Source organism: Vibrio sp. Vb1980 (genome assembly GCF_033338615.1).
Classification (GTDB): domain Bacteria; phylum Pseudomonadota; class Gammaproteobacteria; order Enterobacterales; family Vibrionaceae; genus Vibrio; species Vibrio alginolyticus.
In genome coordinates, this window is record NZ_JAWOSZ010000017.1 from 17,646 (window position 1) to 34,567 (window position 16,922).

The window sequence follows — 16,922 nt, forward strand, 5'->3', positions numbered from 1 at the left end:
GTAATGAATGGTCGGCACTACAACCCAAATCTCAAGCTTACCTAGAACGCAACGTATTTCTTGACTTCAACAATAGATATAATGCTCGGATGACTGATGGTTGGGTAAGTAAAATAGTCTCTTCAACTTTGACTTTACTAAGAATTTCAGGTCTGGGTCATATAATACAACAGATGCGACCGTAGGCCTTACTGCTTGGGATCAACTAGCTAAAGCTATGGCGTACATTTCAAAACTAAAAAACGAGTATACAGAACACGTCCGCGGTATTTTAGGTCACATGAATGTAATGTCAGGTAGCGCAGCGATCGACCTATCGAGTATTACTTATAGAGTGATAAAACTTTGTTTTTCGAGACTAGTAAGAAGGTTAGACAGTCATGTTAGAAATGCTCTAAATATAGTAGCGTGACAGTAAAAGACACTAACAATTATTCTAAAAACCGCTCTATTATCCTCAACTAGATTGAGTTCAGAAAAAGCGAAGCTATTTAGGCTTCGCTTTTTATTAGGGCTTAGAGTTGTTAACAATATTAAAATCTATATTCCACACCTAGTGATGCTTGGTTAAAGTCTGTTTCCGTGTTTGCACCGTTCGCGACATTCTCCGCATTGAGTTCTACGTCGTACCACATATATTCTGCGTTAACTAAGAAGTTATCAGTAACTTTAAAACCAACACCGGCACCAGCGAATACACCTTCATCATCTTTGTTGCCTTGGAAGCCCGCAACGTTGTAATCCGTCGAGTACCACATTTGACCGCCTTTTGCGTAAAGGTCGACACGATCAGCAATGGGAGCGGTAACTTTTAGAGCCGCTGTATAGCCGTCCGTTTCGGCATTTGCTAGGTTATTACCATAGCTACCGAAATCAATGTAACCACCTTCCAACGCTAAGTAAGGATTAAAACGGTAACCAACTAAACCTTGAATAACATCGCTGTCATCATCAAAGTCATCTTGTCCATCAACTTTTAAGTAACCGTAGTTGGCGCCAACATATACACCATGATCGTTGGAGTCCGCAGCATGTGATAAAGTACTAAACGTTGCTAAAGAAAAAAGGCTAATCAAAGTAACAACATTGCTTTTCATTTCGTTCTCCTAATATAAGTTCCATTGAAGGTTCGAATAGTAAAGAGCAAATGCAATGCCAACTTTAAATTAATGAAAAATATATTTAATTTTATAGAATACTGACAATACTCTAAAGATCGCCGAACAAAAATAGAAAAAAAGAGCTGTCTGTTTACTTTATATAAACAATACTAAATTGAGGTTAATCGCTGATGTGAAAAAGATTCTTGTTAATTTGTAGATTTTTCAAAGAAATTAAATAAACATCTAAAATACTCTTGTAGATTAATCAGTCAAAAAAAATGCTTAGCTAGTTTTTATAAGAAAGGAAGCTAATCACACATACGTTGCATCTTACTTTGCTTCAAGCCGTGAATATTCTACTCTTTGCCTAAGCAGAGTTTAATGGAACTGAAGTATGTTAAAAGGCAGTGAATACCCTTCTATTCGAGCATTAAGGACGTTTGTCGCGGTCTCTAATTACCTCAGTTTCTCTAAAGCAGCGGATGCCCTATGTATTACGCAAAGCGCAGTAAGCAAACAAATCGCATCGCTGGAGCAATTGGTGGGTTTACCTTTAATACAAAGAGGGGCGAGTGGTATTGAGTTAACCGAAGAAGGCAAGCGTTATCTGCCGCAAGTCACAGAAGCTTTGGAGCTTATTCAGCATGCAACTGCCAACTTAATCCAGTCAGATTCAAAGCAAGAATTACTCACCGTGGACGTAACCCCTTCTTTTGCCAGTCTTTGGTTGATACCTAATATTGATGACTTCCACCAGCAACATCCTAACATCCGAGTAAGAGTCTGTACTGGGGATGGGAACGTCAAAGATTCGAGCAACGAAAGTGACTTACATATTCGCTGCCTTCCATTATCCACGCATTATGAATACAGCCACTTACTATGCGAAGAAATACTACTATTGGTCGGTTGTACTAACGCTCCTGCACTCAAGAATGTGCACGCTGTTAGCGACTATCCGCTGATACCTCAAATCACTCGTCCTCAGTTGTGGGAGCAATTTAAGGCGGCACATGCAGTAGAATCAACCGTTACCTATCACTCTGTAGGCTTTGAACATTTTTACCTAGCTTACGAAGCCGTCAAAATGGGAAAAGGACTCGCCTTACTTCCTGATTTTATGGCGCAGAATTCTATTTTAAGAGGGGATATCCAACATATTCTCAACCTAACTTTACAGAGTGGTTATGGTTATTACGTGATGATCCCGAATTATCGCCTATCGGCTAAGAAAGTGGCGGCGTTTTACGAATGGTTGAAGAGCAAACTAAGCTAATATTGTTTTCTTGAAATGCTTTTGGTAAACCAAAACAACTCAAAGACTTCAGTATCTGTCTGCTCCAAATTGTGGCATTCTCATTAACACTGTTTCAAAAGGATAAATGGATTGAAAGATATGGACAGCAATTCGCCCAAACTCTCATTACGTACCATTGAGCCAACGGATTACCCTGAGCTTGCAGAGCTAATGGACTTAGTGTTTCCTGATGTTGGCGGCTCATGGCCACGGCTGACTATTATGGATCTCATTCATCAGTTTCCTGATGGCCAAATCTGTATTGAAGATAACGGCAAAATAGTCGGTGCAGCATTAACCATTAAAGTGGACTACAACCGCTTTTCTCTTCCTCATCTATATACCGACATCATTACCGAAAACAACGTCATACAGAATCAAGTAACCGGTGATGCAATGTATGGTCTCGATGTATTTGTCCACCCGGACTATCGAGGGCTACGTTTAGGTCGACGTTTGTATGATGCGCGTAAAGAGCTTTGCCGTAGTAAGAACTTCAAAGCAATTTTAGCCGGTGGTCGCATTCCTAATTACCACCAATACGCAGATGAACTGAGCGTTGCAGAGTACATCGACAAAGTAAAACGCCGTGAGCTTCATGACCCTATTTTGTCTTTTCAGCTTGCTAACGACTTCGATGTAAAACGAATCATGCGCGGCTACTTACCAGAGGATAGCGCTTCTAAAGGTTACGCGACACTGCTGGAGTGGGATAACTTTTTCTACGAAGAGGATATTCAATCCGTACACGATGTAGAAAAAACACTGATTCGGATTGGTGTCGTCCAGTGGCAAATGCGCGCGATGAATGACCTGGAGGATTTGCTCGATCAGGCTGAGTTCTTCATCTCTTCTCTTGCGAACTATAAAGCCGATTTCGCCCTATTCCCTGAGTTCTTTAACGCACCGCTGATGGGCTTGCAAAACGACAAAAATTCCGTTGAAGCAATCCGCTTTTTGGCTAGCTTTACAGAAGAGATCAAAAACCGTTTCTCGCAGATGGCGGTCACCTACAACATCAACATTATTGCAGGCAGTATGCCCGTTATCGAAGATGGCAAACTGTATAATGTGGCCTACTTGCTGCAACGAGATGGTGAAATTAACGCTCAATATAAAATCCACATCACGCCTCATGAACAAAGAGACTGGGTGATCGACGGTGGTGACAATGTTCAAGTGTTCGAAACCGATGCGGGCAAAGTCGGCATACTGATTTGTTATGACAGCGAATTCCCTGAATTGGGAAGAATGTTAGCAGAACAAGGCGCACAAATTGTATTCGTTCCTTTCTGGACGGACACAAAAAATGGCTATCAACGAGTACGAATTTGTTCCCAATCGCGTGCCATTGAAAACGAATGCTATGTTGCAATTGGTGGCAGTGTTGGTAACTTACCTCGTGTTGATAACGTGGACATCCAGTACGCACAATCTGCCGTATTCTCACCGTCGGATATCTACTTCCCGCACGATGCGACCTTGACAGAAGCAAGCGCCAACACCGAAATGATGATCTTCGCCGATGTTGATTTGACTAAGTTGAAGCAACTTAATACCGAGGGTTCAGTAACCAACTTACGTCACCGACGCCTTGATTTGTATGGCGCATTCACCAAAGCCAAAGAGTCATAAGGATCTCCCTAGTTCGCCGCTACCAAAGAGCGTGGCGGCGAGTAAAGCCAGCTGCAGGTTGATTCTGCGCAATTATCAGAGGCATGTCAGTTTTTCTCAACGGTGAGAAACAAGAATTGACCCAATAGGACATTCGGAGTATCACTCCAACTTCGTTCCGCTTTTATTAGGGGAAAGCTTTTGGAACATATTAACGAACTTCTCATGTCAATGAAGCCTTTGCTTGAGCAATATGGCTACGTTGCGCTGATTGTCAGTATATTTCTAGAAGGGATAGGTATCCCGATGCCTGGTCAATCACTGATGATCGCGGCATCTTTGCTCTCGTCAGAACAAGTCATGAACCTAAGTATGGTAATGATGGTATCGTGGCTGAGTTGCTTTTTTGGTAATACCTGTGGCTACTTAATCGGTTATTACTTTGAGGGGTGGTTAGATAAAAAAGGCTACATTTCCGGCCCGAAGATGCAAACGCTTCAATTAACTATCCAGAAATACGGCCCTACGTGCTTGGTCGTCAGCCGCTTTATTGAAGGAATGAAGCAATTTATGCCTCTTGCATGCGGTATCGCGAAAATGCCACGTAGAGAGTTTTTGCTCGGTAACGCCCTCGCGGCGACGATTTGGGTATTGGTATTCAGCTTGTTAACTCACTTTGCATTTGAGCATTTAAGCGTGTTGAGCAACCTGTACACCGAATACAAATATCTGGTATGGGCATTTGCTGCTGTCTTATTTACGTGGATGGTTTTAGGTATTGTTAAACGCAAAAAAGCCAAATCAATGCAATAACAACAGTCTCTTCATTAGCGCATAACTAAAGCTCGTGGTATCAGTGAGATACGCAACACGAGCTTTTATCTTTTTCTTTACGTGTAAAATTTAAACAGCCATTTAGACGTCTAGACGTTGACAATGTAGAAATGTGATATTAGTCTGCTCTTCTCTCTTATCATTAACATTGTCGTTTACATGTCCGGTTCCCAACAAACTACTAAAACAGTTGCACCGTCTGCGGTCGCACTGATCCCATTAATTGTATTCCTTGCGCTATTTATTGGCGTAGGCACTTACTTATCTTTGCAAGGCGTGGAATTTGCCTTCTACCAGCTGCCTGCACCCATCGCGGTATTACCAGCCATCATCATTGCGTTTCTTTTAAGTAAAGAGAAACTTAACCGCTCAATCGAACACTTCATGCGTGGTGTTGGCCACCCAGACATAATCGCAATGTGTATGATCTATCTGCTTGCAGGTGCCTTTGCTGCGGTAGCAAAAGCCTCTGGCGGTGTTGATGCAACAGTAAACCTTGGTTTATCCGCTATTCCAACCAGCATGATTTTACCAGGCATTTTTCTGATTTCTGCTTTTATCGCAACAGCAATGGGGACTTCGATGGGTACCATCGCAGCCGTTGCCCCCGTAGCGTTGGGTATTGCTGAATCAGCAGGAATGAGCTTACCGTTAACCGCAGGCGTTGTACTGAGCGGCGCTATGTTTGGTGATAACCTTTCTATCATCTCTGACACCACCATCGCGGCGACACGCTCTCAAGGTTGTGAGATGAAAGACAAGTTTAAAGAGAACATTCGTATTGCTTTACCTGCGGCGTTGATCGCGATTGTAGTGTTCGCTTTCAACAGTACCGCGACTCAAGTGCCTGCAACTGGCGATATTGAGTGGCTAAAAGTCTTGCCGTACATCACTATTTTGATCCTAGCGGTATCTGGTGTGAATGTGTTTGTGGTTCTGTCGATTGGCATTCTTTTGGCTGGCGGCGTGAGCTTGGCATCGATTGACAATTACGGACTGACTAATCTAGCCCAAGACGTTTACAAAGGCTTTGGTAACATGCAAGAGATCTTCTTGTTATCCATGCTGATTGGTGGTTTGAGTGAACTGATGCGTCGCCAAGGTGGTCTTGCTTTTCTAACAAATTTCGTTAGTAGCCTTATCCACGCGTTTGGCTCTAGTCACTCTAAGCATGCGAACAGTCGTGCAAGCGAGCTAGGTATTGCAGGTTTGGTATCAATGGTCAATGGCTGTACGGCAAACAACACCGTAGCCATCATTGTATCGGGCAGCGTTGCTCGCCAACTGGCGGAAGAGAATAATGTCTCTCCTCGCCGCTCAGCAAGCTTGTTAGACATTTTCTCATGCGTGGTGCAAGGCGTGTTGCCTTACGGTGCTCAAGTACTGCTGCTAGGTTCCGTGTTCAACCTCTCGCCACTTGAAGTAGTTGCCAATTCTTACTACTGTTTTGCATTAGCGATAGCGGCTGTTGTCGCGGTGTTTATCAAACACCCCGCTCGTCAACCTGTAGCGCAAACTGAGAACTAACGACAAATACCGAAAAGGCTCCGATGGAGCCTTTTTACTTTCCTTTCTTCTTTTTTTTCTTTTCCGCGAGCAGATTTACTTCAAAGCTGAACGCAAACTTTGCGCACTGTGTAAAGGAATAGCAAAGCGATGCGCCACATCGCGTAGAGCTTCCACCTGAGCCGCGTTACTGATTGCTAATTCGCCTGCCACATCGACGTGGTTATTCTCAAACCCCACTCTCACATCGAATCCAAGTAACATCGCACTCGCTAAACAGTCTTGCTCTCGCGCGCCAAAAGCACAAATGGCACATCGAATTTCTTCCTCGACAAAACGCGCCAAATTCAAACCTCGTAAATCCCATGGCGAAGACTGTTGAGCTTGGTGATAACGCCCTAACACCACTAATGCATGCTGATGCGTTTTAGGTAACACGCCCGCATCACGCAGTTGGAAATAACGTTCAATGTCGGTTGCATCGTAGAGAATAATTTGGCTCACGATGTTGTGTTCTGCCACCCAATGGAAAAAGGCATGCTCTTCTTTCTCACTTGCGCGATCAGGGATTAACTCCCTCAATGCAAAAGAAGCCGCTTCTTTCACGGCATGGTAAATTGCCATGTTGTCGTCGATGTCTAATGAATGACGTCCGTTGGCGTCTCTAGCATGCAAATGGATCATGGCAGCCCCTGCCGTTTGACAAGCGATAGCCTCTGCAACCAGTTCGTCTGTTGTCATGGGTAAGCTGGCGTGATCGTGCTTAGTTTTTCTTGCACCGTTTGGGGCCACGATAATAGCGATAGGCTCTCGTATACATCGATTTTCTAATTCCATTCCTTCGCTACCTCTTTTAGCGTTAATGAGAGTTTGCCAACTAGCTCATCAATATGGTGAGGCTGAATAATGAATGGCGGCGCAAGCAAGATATGGTGCCCATTAACGCCATCAATCGTTCCGCCCATTGGATAGCACATTAAGCCATTTTCCATTGCTCGCTGTTTGATGCGTTTGTCTGCCAATGTGGCTTTACTCAGAGGCGCCTTGCTTTCTTGATCCGCCACCAGCTCAATGCCAAAAAACAAACCTTTACCACGAATGTCGCCAATGTACGGTAAATGGGCCAATGCAGAAGTAAGCTCATTACGCAGCAAAGCACTTTGCCGATTCACCGCCGTTAACAAATTATCTTGGAAGATGGTTTGAATGGTCGCCACGGCAGCAGCGCACGCCACAGGGTGCGCCATAAAAGTATGACCATGTTGGAAAAAACCGCTTCCATCAGCAATAGCTTGATAGACTCGATCATTCGCAACCACCGCGCCAATAGGTTGATAACCCGCACCAAGCCCTTTAGCCATACACACCAGATCGGGTTCTGCCTCTTCTTGCTCAAACGCAAAAAAACTGCCACTGCGTCCAACGCCACACATGACTTCATCCAAGATCAATAACACATCGTATTGGTCGCATATTTCGCGAATACGCTTGAAGTAACCTTGTGTGGCAGGCACAGCTCCAGCGGTGGCTCCCACAATGGGCTCAGCGACAAAAGCCATGACATTATCAGCCCCCAACTCAAGAATTTTTTCCTCTAGCTCATTCGCCGCTCGCAATGAGTAATCCAATTCCGACTCATGACTCTGCTGATAACGATAAGCATAGCAAGGGGCGATATGATGGCTCGGGTGTAAGATGGGTTTGAACGGTTCACGTCGCCATTCATTACCTCCGACAGCCAGAGCCCCCAAGGTATTACCGTGATAACTTTGCTGACGCGCGATGAATTGCTTTTTCTCTGGCTTACCTGATTCCACGAAATACTGCCGCGCCATTTTTAGTGCCGACTCCACCGCTTCTGATCCTCCACTGACTAAATACACATGGTTGAACTGTTCAGGCATATGCTGACAAATCAATTCTGCTAGGCGCTCACTGTTGTCACTAGTAAAAAATCCAGTATGAGCAAATGGCACTCGCTCGATCTGTTCCAACATGGCTTTTTTAACGGCGTGATGACTGTGGCCAAGGTTTGATACCGCAGCACCACCACAAGCATCGAGATACTGCTTTCCATGCTTATCGAATAGATAAACACCTTCACCTCTATCGATGATTGGTAGCGTGGCATGGCAATGACGGTGAAATACGTAAGACATTTGAGTCCCTTCCAATGTGTAATACTTGCACACATCATCAGGAACAAACCCAAACGTGACAAGAGAATAAATCTCACCCTCTATGAGCTTTTGGAATGCCACAAACCAAAAACACCAAAACCCTTGATATTTAAACAATAAAATAAAAATAGGCCAGCTTTTTTAAAGGCTGGCCTATGGGTAACCCAAAGCTAAAAACAGAATCGTTTACGCGTTTAGTGCCTGTTCTAAATCGGCTAGAATATCGTCAATATGTTCAATACCCACCGATAAACGAATCATCTCTGGAGACACACCAGCTTGTTTTTGTTCTGCTTCGCTCAATTGACGATGAGTCGTCGATGCAGGATGACAAGCCAATGATTTTGCATCGCCAATGTTCACCAAACGCTTAAAGATTTTCAAAGCATCATAAAAACGCACACCAGCGTCATAACCATCTTTTAAACCAAACGACAAAATCGCAGAAGGCTTACCTTTCATGTATTTTTCGGCGAGATGGAAGTGTTCAGAACTTGGCAATCCGGCATAACTTACCCAACTGACTTTGTCATTCTGTTCCAAGAATTCAGCCACTTTGAGTGTGTTCTCGGTATGGCGCTCCATACGCAGCGGTAACGTTTCTAGCCCTTGCATAAGCATAAATGCATTCATCGGTGATAATGCGGCTCCGGTATTACGCAGTGGTACGGTACGCGCACGCCCGATAAATGCCGCCTCACCAAACGCTTCGGTATACACCACGCCGTGGTAAGAAGGTTCTGGTTGGTTGAAAACAGGAAAGCGGTCTTTGTGCTGCGCCCAAGGGAATTTACCTGAATCCACAATCACGCCACCCAATGTGGTGCCATGCCCACCAACGTATTTAGTGAGAGAGTGAACTACGATATCCGCACCGAACTCGATGGGTTTGCACAGCACTGGCGTCGCGACGGTGTTATCCACAATCACAGGCACGCCTTGTGCGTGAGCAAGCTCCGCCACACGTTCTAAATCGATGATATTACCTGCAGGGTTACCAATGCTCTCGCAGTACACCGCTTTGGTATTTTCATCAATTAACTCGGCCAAACTTTCTGGCTTGTCATCTTTAGCAAACTTCACCTGAATACCCTGATTTGGCAGCATGTGCGCAAACAAGGTATAAGTACCGCCATAAAGTTGCGGCGTAGAAACGATGTTATCGCCCGCTTGCGCTAAGGTCAGAATCGCATAGTTAATCGCTGCACTCCCCGCACTCACGACCAATCCAGCAATGCCGCCTTCTAACGCCGCCATGCGTTTTTCCAGAACATCGTTAGTCGGATTCATGATGCGAGTGTAGATATTCCCCGGCACTTCCAAGTTAAACAGATCAGCGCCGTGCTGCGCGTTGTCAAACTCGTACGCGACTGTTTGATAAATCGGTGTCGCGACAGATTTGGTGGTCGGGTCAGTTTCGTAACCAAAATGGATGGATAGCGTTTCGTCTTTCATGTTCTTCCCTGTTTTTCATCACTCAAATAGCGGCAAGCAAAGCACTTACCTTGCTTATAAAACTTATATTGCCCAATTTTTCAACAAATAACGTAGGGATGAATCACAGAGATAAAACGCTAATTCAACTGTCCAAGTAACCAGTGACGAAACGTTTCTGTCGCATTCGTACGTGTGTTCATGATCAAGTAATACCCTGCATTGGCAGGAATCGGTTTGAATGGAGAAACCAAACGCTCTGTCGTCAATTCATCCTCAATCAATGCCATTCGAGCCATCGCAATCCCAACGCCAGCTTCGGCTGCAGACATCGCCATATCCGTTCGATTAAAAAAGTGTCCGACATCGGTTTTAAAATCCAACCCCATCGCTGACGCCCAATATAGCCACTCATAGTCACGCGTCGCTTTTTCCCATGGCATCGCATCGTGTAGTAGCGTCGCCTCTTGCCATTGCTTCACTGGCATTGAGTTTTTTTGCTCACCAAACAACGTTTTTAGCCAGCCATGATCCTCAAGGTATTTTGGACTCATCACCGGTAGCAGATGCTCATCCAAAATCAGCTCCGCGTTAGCATTTCTATAAGGATGAAGACCATAGTCAATTGCGGCGTCATAGTCTTTTATCTCACTATTTACCAGCGCACCTTCCGCAAAGATTTGTACTTGGATATCCGGATTATCATGATGGAAGCTTTCGAGCTTTGGGACTAACCATTTGAAAGCAAAAGAAGGCGTCAACTTCAAACGAATTTCATTGGTTTGCTTTTCTACTTTGAGCTCATCAAGCAATTTGCTCAGTTCCGAAAAGTGAAACTGCGTCGCTTGGTGTAACTGAGTGCCTTTTACGGTTAAACGAATACCGCGAGAGTGGCGTTCAAATAAAGTAAAACCTAATAACGCTTCCAAATGAATAATTTGTTGGCTTATGGCACCAGTGGTGAGGTGTAAATGTCTTGCAGCACCAGTAAAGCTGTTGTACTCCGCGACTTGGCTAAATAAACACAAACCACTTATCAGATTACTTTTCATCCTTGAGCCTATAGTTTTTCTAAACGCTGTGTGTAATTTATATCGATTGTTAACAAAAGGTAAAGAAAAGAAACTGAGCACTCTGATAAATGTGTGGAGTGCATCAATGGAAGTCATCGTATTAGGCAGCGGCGTTATCGGCTTAACCTCTGCTTGGTATTTATCTCAAGCAGGCTATCAAGTTACCGTCATTGACCGCCAAGCAAGCAGTGCCATGGAAACGAGCTTCGCCAATGCCGGGCAGATCTCATATGGCTATTCTTCGCCTTGGGCTGCGCCTGGTGTTCCTGTTAAAGCCATTAAGTGGTTAATGGAGGAGCATGCTCCACTTAAAATCAAACCCACTCTGAATGCCGACATGATCCGCTGGGCAAGTAAAATGGTCGCGAACTGCACCCTACCTCGCTATCAAGTTAACAAGGCTCGCATGCTTTCGATCGCCAACCACAGCCGTATTTGCTTAGAACAGTTACGCCAAGAACACGCCATTGAGTATCAAGGGCGTCAGTTTGGGACCTTGCAAGTATTCCGAACACATCAACAGCTGCAAGCTATTGAAAAGGACATGCAGCTCCTTGAACAAAGCGGAACCCGATTTAAGCTAATGGACGTCGAACAATGTATTGAACAAGAGCCAGGGCTTGCACTTGTGAAAGACAAACTGGTTGGTGGCTTGCATCTACCTGATGACGAAACGGGCGATTGCCATCAATTTTGCCAACAACTAACGGAGCTTGCTAAGGCAAACGGTGTCCGATTTGAGTTCGATACTGAAGTAAGCAATTGGGTTACAGTAGGCAAAAAGATCATAGGTGTCCAAACGAACCGAGGACAATTTAAAGCAGACCAATATGTGGTGGCCTCTGGCAGCTACTCTACAGCGCTACTCAAGCAACTCGATATTGATATTCCGGTCTACCCTGTCAAAGGCTATTCACTCACCATCCCGATGGAAGATGAACACTTCTCTCCTCGATCTACTGTGATGGATGAAACCTATAAAGTCGCTATGACTCGATTTGATGACAGAATTCGCGTAGCTGGCACCGCAGAATTAGCAGGGTTTGATACTTCCCTTCCACAAAAGCGCAAAAACACCATCGAAATGGTCATCCGTGATCTTTTTCCTCGTTGTGGTGACTTCAGCCAAGCTGAGTTTTGGAGCGGCTTTAGGCCAATGACGCCTGATGGCACACCAATTATCGGCGCGACTAAATACGATAACCTTTTTACTAACACCGGACACGGAACTCTGGGTTGGACGATGGCTTGTGGTTCAGGTCAATTGCTAGCAAGCGTAATGAAAGGTGAAAAAACAAAAGTGATGGATAATGCGGAGCTTAACCTTTGTCGTTACGCCTGAGGACATGACTGAACAAAAAACAGGCAGACACTTACTCCACAAAATGCATAACCACTGGCATTTTTAACTCATCATAATCGCAGCACATTTAAATGACAATGTGCTGCATAATTAATCATCAGGCAAATCTTCTACCTAAAAGGAGCAAATAAGCAACAAGAACCAAATTTTAACAACTACTCTCCATTCTGTGTTCATCATCACGCTACAAAGGATTTGTAGCTAAAAAAGTTAACAATTGCATTACATAAAGGGTAATGTATTGTGTGAAAAACAACCACAAACACAACTAACAGGGAAAATACTCATGCAGTCATTAGTTGATTTTCTGAATGGAATTATTTGGAGCCCGGTACTGATCTATTTGTGCCTTGGCGCAGGTTTGTTCTATTCAATCATGACGCGTTTTGTACAAATTCGTCACTTCTTTGAGATGTGGCGCTTATTACTTTCAGGGAAGAGTTCAACAAAAGGGATATCATCATTTCAGGCACTTGCCGTTTCACTGTCTGGCCGTGTAGGTACAGGTAACATTGCTGGTGTTGCTGCTGCTATCGGTTTCGGTGGCCCAGGCGCCGTATTCTGGATGTGGGTCGTTGCCTTCTTTGGCGCTGCAACCGCATACGCAGAATCAACACTTGCACAAATTTATAAAGAAGAAGACGAAGGCGAGTTCCGTGGTGGCCCTGCTTACTATATTGAGAAAGCAATGGGACAAAAATGGTACGCTTGGATCTTTGCTATCGCGACCATCTTTGCTTGTGGTGTTCTACTTCCTGGCGTTCAATCGAACAGTATCGGTAACGCAGTAGAAGCCGCATTTGGCTCAGGTGACATGATTGAAACCGCTATTGGTACCTTCAGTTTTGCTAAAATTTTCACTGGTACGGTTGTTTGTGTCATTTTGGCTTTCATCATTTTTGGTGGCGTAAAGCGTATCGCGAACTTTACCCAAGTCGTTGTACCATTTATGGCGTTAGCTTACATCATTACTGCGTTTGTCATCATCCTTCTAAACATTGGTGAGGTTCCGCGCATTTTCGGCATGATTATTGGTGACGCGTTCACACCAATGGCAGGCGTTGGTGCCGCAATCGGCTGGGGTGTAAAACGTGGTGTTTACTCCAACGAAGCAGGTCAAGGTACTGGTCCTCACGCAGCAGCAGCAGCGAGTGTTGATCACCCAGCTCAGCAAGGTCTTGTTCAATCTTTCTCTATTTACATCGATACATTACTTGTGTGTTCAGCAACCGCGTTCATGATTCTTATCACTGGCGCGTACAACGTAAATGGTGCGATTGAAGGTACATTCCTGGTTCAAAACCTACCAGCGGATATTGGTGCAAATGGCCCTGTGTTTACACAGATGGCGATCGAAAGCGCACTACCTGGCGTGGGTAAGCCATTCATCGCAATCGCTCTATTCTTCTTCGCGTTTACGACCATTCTGGCTTACTACTACATTGCAGAAACGAACATTGCTTACATTCGTCGTACGTTCAAAGTAAATGGACTGATGTTTATTCTGAAAGTCATCATTATTTCATCCGTGTTCTACGGAACCGTGAAAACCGCCAACTTAGCATGGGCGATGGGTGATGTAGGCGTAGGACTGATGGCGTGGCTAAACATCATCGGTATTTTGATCATCTTCTTTATGTCGAAGCCTGCACTCAAAGCATTGAACGACTACGAAGAGCAACAAAAACGTGGTGTGACCGATTTTACATTTAACCCTGTTGCACTGGGCATTAAAGGCGCAGATTACTGGGAAGATAAGTACCGACGTAAAACGGGTAAAGCACCAACGGCAGACAGCAATAGCGCAGAAACTGTTGAGCAACCATCAACATAGCGTTATCACATAAATAAGAAAAAGCAGTGGTCCGATTGAGGACATAAAAAAGGGGGATTAACCAATGGTTAATCCCCCTTTCTTCATTATGAGTAACAGCTTAGGCGATAACCGCTTCAACTTTACGAGCGATTTTTGCTTTACCGACAGGTAATACTTCACGACCAAATTCGTTGTTCAGTACTTGCGCCATTGCAAAGTAAATTGCACTTGCGCCACAGAAGATACCCTCGAAGCCAGCGATAGCACCGATCACTTCGCTACCAGTGAAATCACGAGCAGCAAGCAAGAAGAACAGGATAGTTAGAGAACCAAATACCACTTGCTTCGCTGTTGGGTAACATAGAGAACCAATGAACATGAAACCAGTGAAGATGCCCCAAAGCGCTAGGTACCAACCCATAAAGCTTGCAGGGCTTGCAGGAAGACCCATGTGAGGCATTACGATTAGACCAACCAATGTTAGCCAAAATAGACCGTAAGAAGTAAACGCAGTTGTGCCGAACGTATCACCGCGTTTAAAACACATGATGCCAACGATTACTTGGCTAAGGCCACCGTAAAAGATGCCCATCGCTAGAATCATAGAGTCAATTGGGAAAAATCCTGCATTATGAATATTGAGCAGAATAGTGGTCATACCGAAACCCATTAGACCTAGCGGTGCTGGGTTAGCCAGTTTTGTCGACATGTACAAATACCTTTTTTCAAAAATGTTGATAAAAAATGCGCGCGAATTTTAATGGGCTCCAGAACAAAAGAGAAAAGCTGTTATTGAAAACTTAGATTCCATAAATAAACCACTACATATATAAAAAAAGACCCTGCAAAAAAGCAGAGTCTTTATAGATGGTTAGGTTGTTTTTTACTCGATCACTGACAAGAAATCTCGTCCCAGAACCAGTTGCTTTGCGTTGGGCTTTCCCACACTCCTGGGCCATTTTTCGCAACAAAACATTTGTTTTGGTACGTCACTTTATCGCCGTTAGCGACTTGCGTTACACCTGGCTCCCACTGAATAAAATTGCCTGTCACTGGTGGTTCTGGCTCGGTTACTGGCGGCTCAGGTTCTGTGACGGGCGGCTCTGGCTCAGTCACCGGTGGTTCAGGTTCCGTTGTAGGCGGCTCCGTAGGAGTGCCTGAAACCAGCTTCCACGGGTCTCCTTTCGTTGGCTCATTACCTTGTGACCACCATTTCGCTTCGTAAACAGCACCTTGGTAAGAGACTTGTTCCCCCGTGTTATATACTTTGCCAGAATCCCAAGCTGCCACACCACCTACAGGCGGATCGACCGGATCCACTGGATCTAACTTGTCAACTACACGAACTTCTGGCCAACCCGCATGAGATTGGTAGAAGTTAGTTACACATTTCTCATAATCACCCGCAACTAGCGCAGAGTAAGCCGTTTGGAAACCAACAAGTTCACATTCAAAAGAGTGGCCTCCCGGACGATCTGAGTAGTATTTCCAGTTTCCATCCCAGTTGGTGTACAACACGTCTGTCGCACCATTCAGATTTAAGCTACCGTAAGGCGTCTGCTGCCAACAGGTATTGGTCTCATCGGCTTCAATTGGAATTTGATAATGGGCGGCAAGACCTTCCCAATAACGAATACGGTTAACAGGTTGACCTTTATCCTTGTTTTGCTCACCACACTCAATACCACCATTGATCACGTTGATGGTGGTACCAAAGCCGTAACCAATGCCAGCATCAAGCTCACGCTGTGAAGGCACCCAAGTACGGTCAATCACATGTAGCATTGCAGGTTTCGGTGCTTGTGGGGTTAGGAAGAACCAGATAGCCGATGCTAAGTTCAGCCACGAATCCGCAACCAAGCCTGGATTTTTTAGCAATACAGATGCATCACCATCAAACATCACTTCAGAGAACGCGCCATAGTTAAAATGGTAAGAAAGCTGTTTTGCACCACGTCCAAAGTAACCTTGTCCAGGTTCACATGGCCAGCGTTTGTTTTGCCAGTCATTTTGACCACAACCTGTTGTGTAACCTTCTTGCCCTTCAGACCATCCCATTTCTCGCACATGAACCAAAGCTTGCTGCCACTCTTCCAACCCTAGCGGATTATCCGATACGTTATCGATCGAAATATGGCCACCGGTTTCTTGTGCAAAGTGAGCAAACGCTGTCACGATCGATTTTTTACAAATTGCATCCGAATCACGACCGTCTGTGTACTCACCACAGAATGCAGGGAACTTACCAATTGCACGTAGGAAACGCGTGTAAGTGTATTCAGGTGCCGCCATTTGAGTCAGGAAGTCCCACTCACTTTCGGGGAATACACGCTCTACACGCTTCACGTTTTCTGGGTTGGTTGTCGCCCCTGGAACAATCGCTTCAACCACTGAGTTCGGGCGTGTCTCTAATGCTTGTGACCAAATGGCATACATAGGATCAGAAGTTTTGCTTTGCTCTACGGCTTGAACGTCACCACGAGCAATAACATAACCATTCGGATTTTGCGGATCGGGCTGAATATTCATACTCGCATTCACTTGTGCTGCTAAGACACAACTCAATGCAAGAGGAAGATGTTTGAGTGCAAACATGTCTAGTCTCCGGATTTCAACAATACAATATACGAGGAATAACTAGACATATAGTGGCTCATATATACGAAACACCGAGCCAAGTACGTTGATTCTGCGAGACAAAA

13 protein-coding genes are annotated in these 16,922 nt (G+C 44.7%); 6 read left to right on the plus strand and 7 right to left on the minus strand.

What is annotated here, in order from left to right:
• Positions 1–533 precede the first annotated feature (533 nt).
• Positions 534–1,097, minus strand: coding sequence for a porin family protein (locus R7F64_RS19905; RefSeq protein WP_005381668.1), 564 nt, complete (start codon positions 1,095–1,097; stop codon positions 534–536).
• A 400-nt stretch (positions 1,098–1,497) separates the two neighbouring features.
• On the opposite strand from R7F64_RS19905, the gene R7F64_RS19910 reads away from it, so the two are divergent.
• From R7F64_RS19910 to R7F64_RS19925, 4 genes are all read left to right on the plus strand, one after another.
• Positions 1,498–2,379 carry a LysR family transcriptional regulator gene (locus R7F64_RS19910; protein WP_047102126.1) on the plus strand — a complete coding sequence of 294 codons (882 nt, stop codon included), beginning with the start codon at positions 1,498–1,500 and terminating at the stop codon, positions 2,377–2,379.
• Positions 2,380–2,499: 120 nt separating this feature from the next.
• Positions 2,500–4,035: a bifunctional GNAT family N-acetyltransferase/carbon-nitrogen hydrolase family protein gene (locus tag R7F64_RS19915; RefSeq protein ID WP_005391488.1), complete on the plus strand. Its 1,536-nt coding sequence runs from the start codon at positions 2,500–2,502 to the stop codon at positions 4,033–4,035.
• Between the two features lie 204 nt (positions 4,036–4,239).
• A complete protein-coding gene (locus R7F64_RS19920) occupies positions 4,240–4,827 on the plus strand; it encodes a DedA family protein (protein WP_318072034.1) in 588 nt (195 codons plus the stop codon).
• 180 nt (positions 4,828–5,007) lie between these two features.
• On the plus strand, positions 5,008–6,375 hold the full coding sequence (locus R7F64_RS19925) for a Na+/H+ antiporter NhaC family protein (protein WP_115385756.1): 1,368 nt from the start codon (positions 5,008–5,010) through the stop codon (positions 6,373–6,375).
• Positions 6,376–6,450: 75 nt separating this feature from the next.
• Here the strand turns inward: R7F64_RS19925 and R7F64_RS19930 are convergent, their stop codons facing one another.
• From R7F64_RS19930 to R7F64_RS19945, 4 genes are all read right to left on the minus strand, one after another.
• Positions 6,451–7,191, minus strand: coding sequence for a 3-keto-5-aminohexanoate cleavage protein (locus R7F64_RS19930; RefSeq protein WP_318072035.1), 741 nt, complete (start codon positions 7,189–7,191; stop codon positions 6,451–6,453).
• Entirely contained in the window at positions 7,182–8,513 is a 1,332-nt protein-coding gene (locus R7F64_RS19935; RefSeq protein WP_318072036.1) for an aspartate aminotransferase family protein, read from the minus strand. The genes R7F64_RS19930 and R7F64_RS19935 overlap by 10 nt, the downstream gene beginning before the upstream one ends.
• A gap of 207 nt (positions 8,514–8,720) precedes the next feature.
• Positions 8,721–9,989, minus strand: a complete 1,269-nt coding sequence (locus R7F64_RS19940) for an O-acetylhomoserine aminocarboxypropyltransferase/cysteine synthase family protein (protein WP_005381677.1) — start codon at positions 9,987–9,989, stop codon at positions 8,721–8,723.
• A 119-nt stretch (positions 9,990–10,108) separates the two neighbouring features.
• Positions 10,109–11,020, minus strand: a complete 912-nt coding sequence (locus R7F64_RS19945; RefSeq protein ID WP_005381678.1) for a LysR substrate-binding domain-containing protein — start codon at positions 11,018–11,020, stop codon at positions 10,109–10,111.
• A 106-nt stretch (positions 11,021–11,126) separates the two neighbouring features.
• Here R7F64_RS19945 and R7F64_RS19950 point away from each other — a divergent pair, with 106 nt between their 5' ends.
• Entirely contained in the window at positions 11,127–12,383 is a 1,257-nt protein-coding gene (locus R7F64_RS19950; RefSeq protein WP_318072037.1) for a D-amino acid dehydrogenase, read from the plus strand.
• 307 nt (positions 12,384–12,690) lie between these two features.
• Positions 12,691–14,238, plus strand: a complete 1,548-nt coding sequence (locus tag R7F64_RS19955; RefSeq protein WP_005381681.1) for an alanine/glycine:cation symporter family protein — start codon at positions 12,691–12,693, stop codon at positions 14,236–14,238.
• Positions 14,239–14,338: 100 nt separating this feature from the next.
• Here the strand turns inward: R7F64_RS19955 and R7F64_RS19960 are convergent, their stop codons facing one another.
• Positions 14,339–14,929, minus strand: coding sequence for an acetate uptake transporter (locus tag R7F64_RS19960; RefSeq protein ID WP_005381682.1), 591 nt, complete (start codon positions 14,927–14,929; stop codon positions 14,339–14,341).
• A gap of 182 nt (positions 14,930–15,111) precedes the next feature.
• Positions 15,112–16,815 carry a chitinase gene (locus tag R7F64_RS19965; protein WP_206949575.1) on the minus strand — a complete coding sequence of 568 codons (1,704 nt, stop codon included), beginning with the start codon at positions 16,813–16,815 and terminating at the stop codon, positions 15,112–15,114.
• Between the last annotated feature and the right edge of the window lie 107 nt (positions 16,816–16,922).

Excerpts from the sequence above, each read along its gene's own strand:
- R7F64_RS19910 (WP_047102126.1), top strand. The coding sequence starts at position 1,498 with ATGTTAAAAGGCAGTGAATACCCTTCTATTCGAGCATTAAGGACGTTT.
- R7F64_RS19950 (WP_318072037.1), top strand. The coding sequence starts at position 11,127 with ATGGAAGTCATCGTATTAGGCAGCGGCGTTATCGGCTTAACCTCTGCT.
- R7F64_RS19935 (WP_318072036.1), bottom strand. The coding sequence starts at position 8,513 with ATGTCTTACGTATTTCACCGTCATTGCCATGCCACGCTACCAATCATC.
- R7F64_RS19905 (WP_005381668.1), bottom strand. The coding sequence starts at position 1,097 with ATGAAAAGCAATGTTGTTACTTTGATTAGCCTTTTTTCTTTAGCAACG.
- R7F64_RS19955 (WP_005381681.1), top strand. The coding sequence starts at position 12,691 with ATGCAGTCATTAGTTGATTTTCTGAATGGAATTATTTGGAGCCCGGTA.
- R7F64_RS19915 (WP_005391488.1), top strand. The coding sequence starts at position 2,500 with ATGGACAGCAATTCGCCCAAACTCTCATTACGTACCATTGAGCCAACG.
- R7F64_RS19965 (WP_206949575.1), bottom strand. The coding sequence starts at position 16,815 with ATGTTTGCACTCAAACATCTTCCTCTTGCATTGAGTTGTGTCTTAGCA.
- R7F64_RS19945 (WP_005381678.1), bottom strand. The coding sequence starts at position 11,020 with ATGAAAAGTAATCTGATAAGTGGTTTGTGTTTATTTAGCCAAGTCGCG.
- R7F64_RS19940 (WP_005381677.1), bottom strand. The coding sequence starts at position 9,989 with ATGAAAGACGAAACGCTATCCATCCATTTTGGTTACGAAACTGACCCG.
- R7F64_RS19925 (WP_115385756.1), top strand. The coding sequence starts at position 5,008 with ATGTCCGGTTCCCAACAAACTACTAAAACAGTTGCACCGTCTGCGGTC.
- R7F64_RS19930 (WP_318072035.1), bottom strand. The coding sequence starts at position 7,191 with ATGGAATTAGAAAATCGATGTATACGAGAGCCTATCGCTATTATCGTG.
- R7F64_RS19920 (WP_318072034.1), top strand. The coding sequence starts at position 4,240 with ATGTCAATGAAGCCTTTGCTTGAGCAATATGGCTACGTTGCGCTGATT.
- R7F64_RS19960 (WP_005381682.1), bottom strand. The coding sequence starts at position 14,929 with ATGTCGACAAAACTGGCTAACCCAGCACCGCTAGGTCTAATGGGTTTC.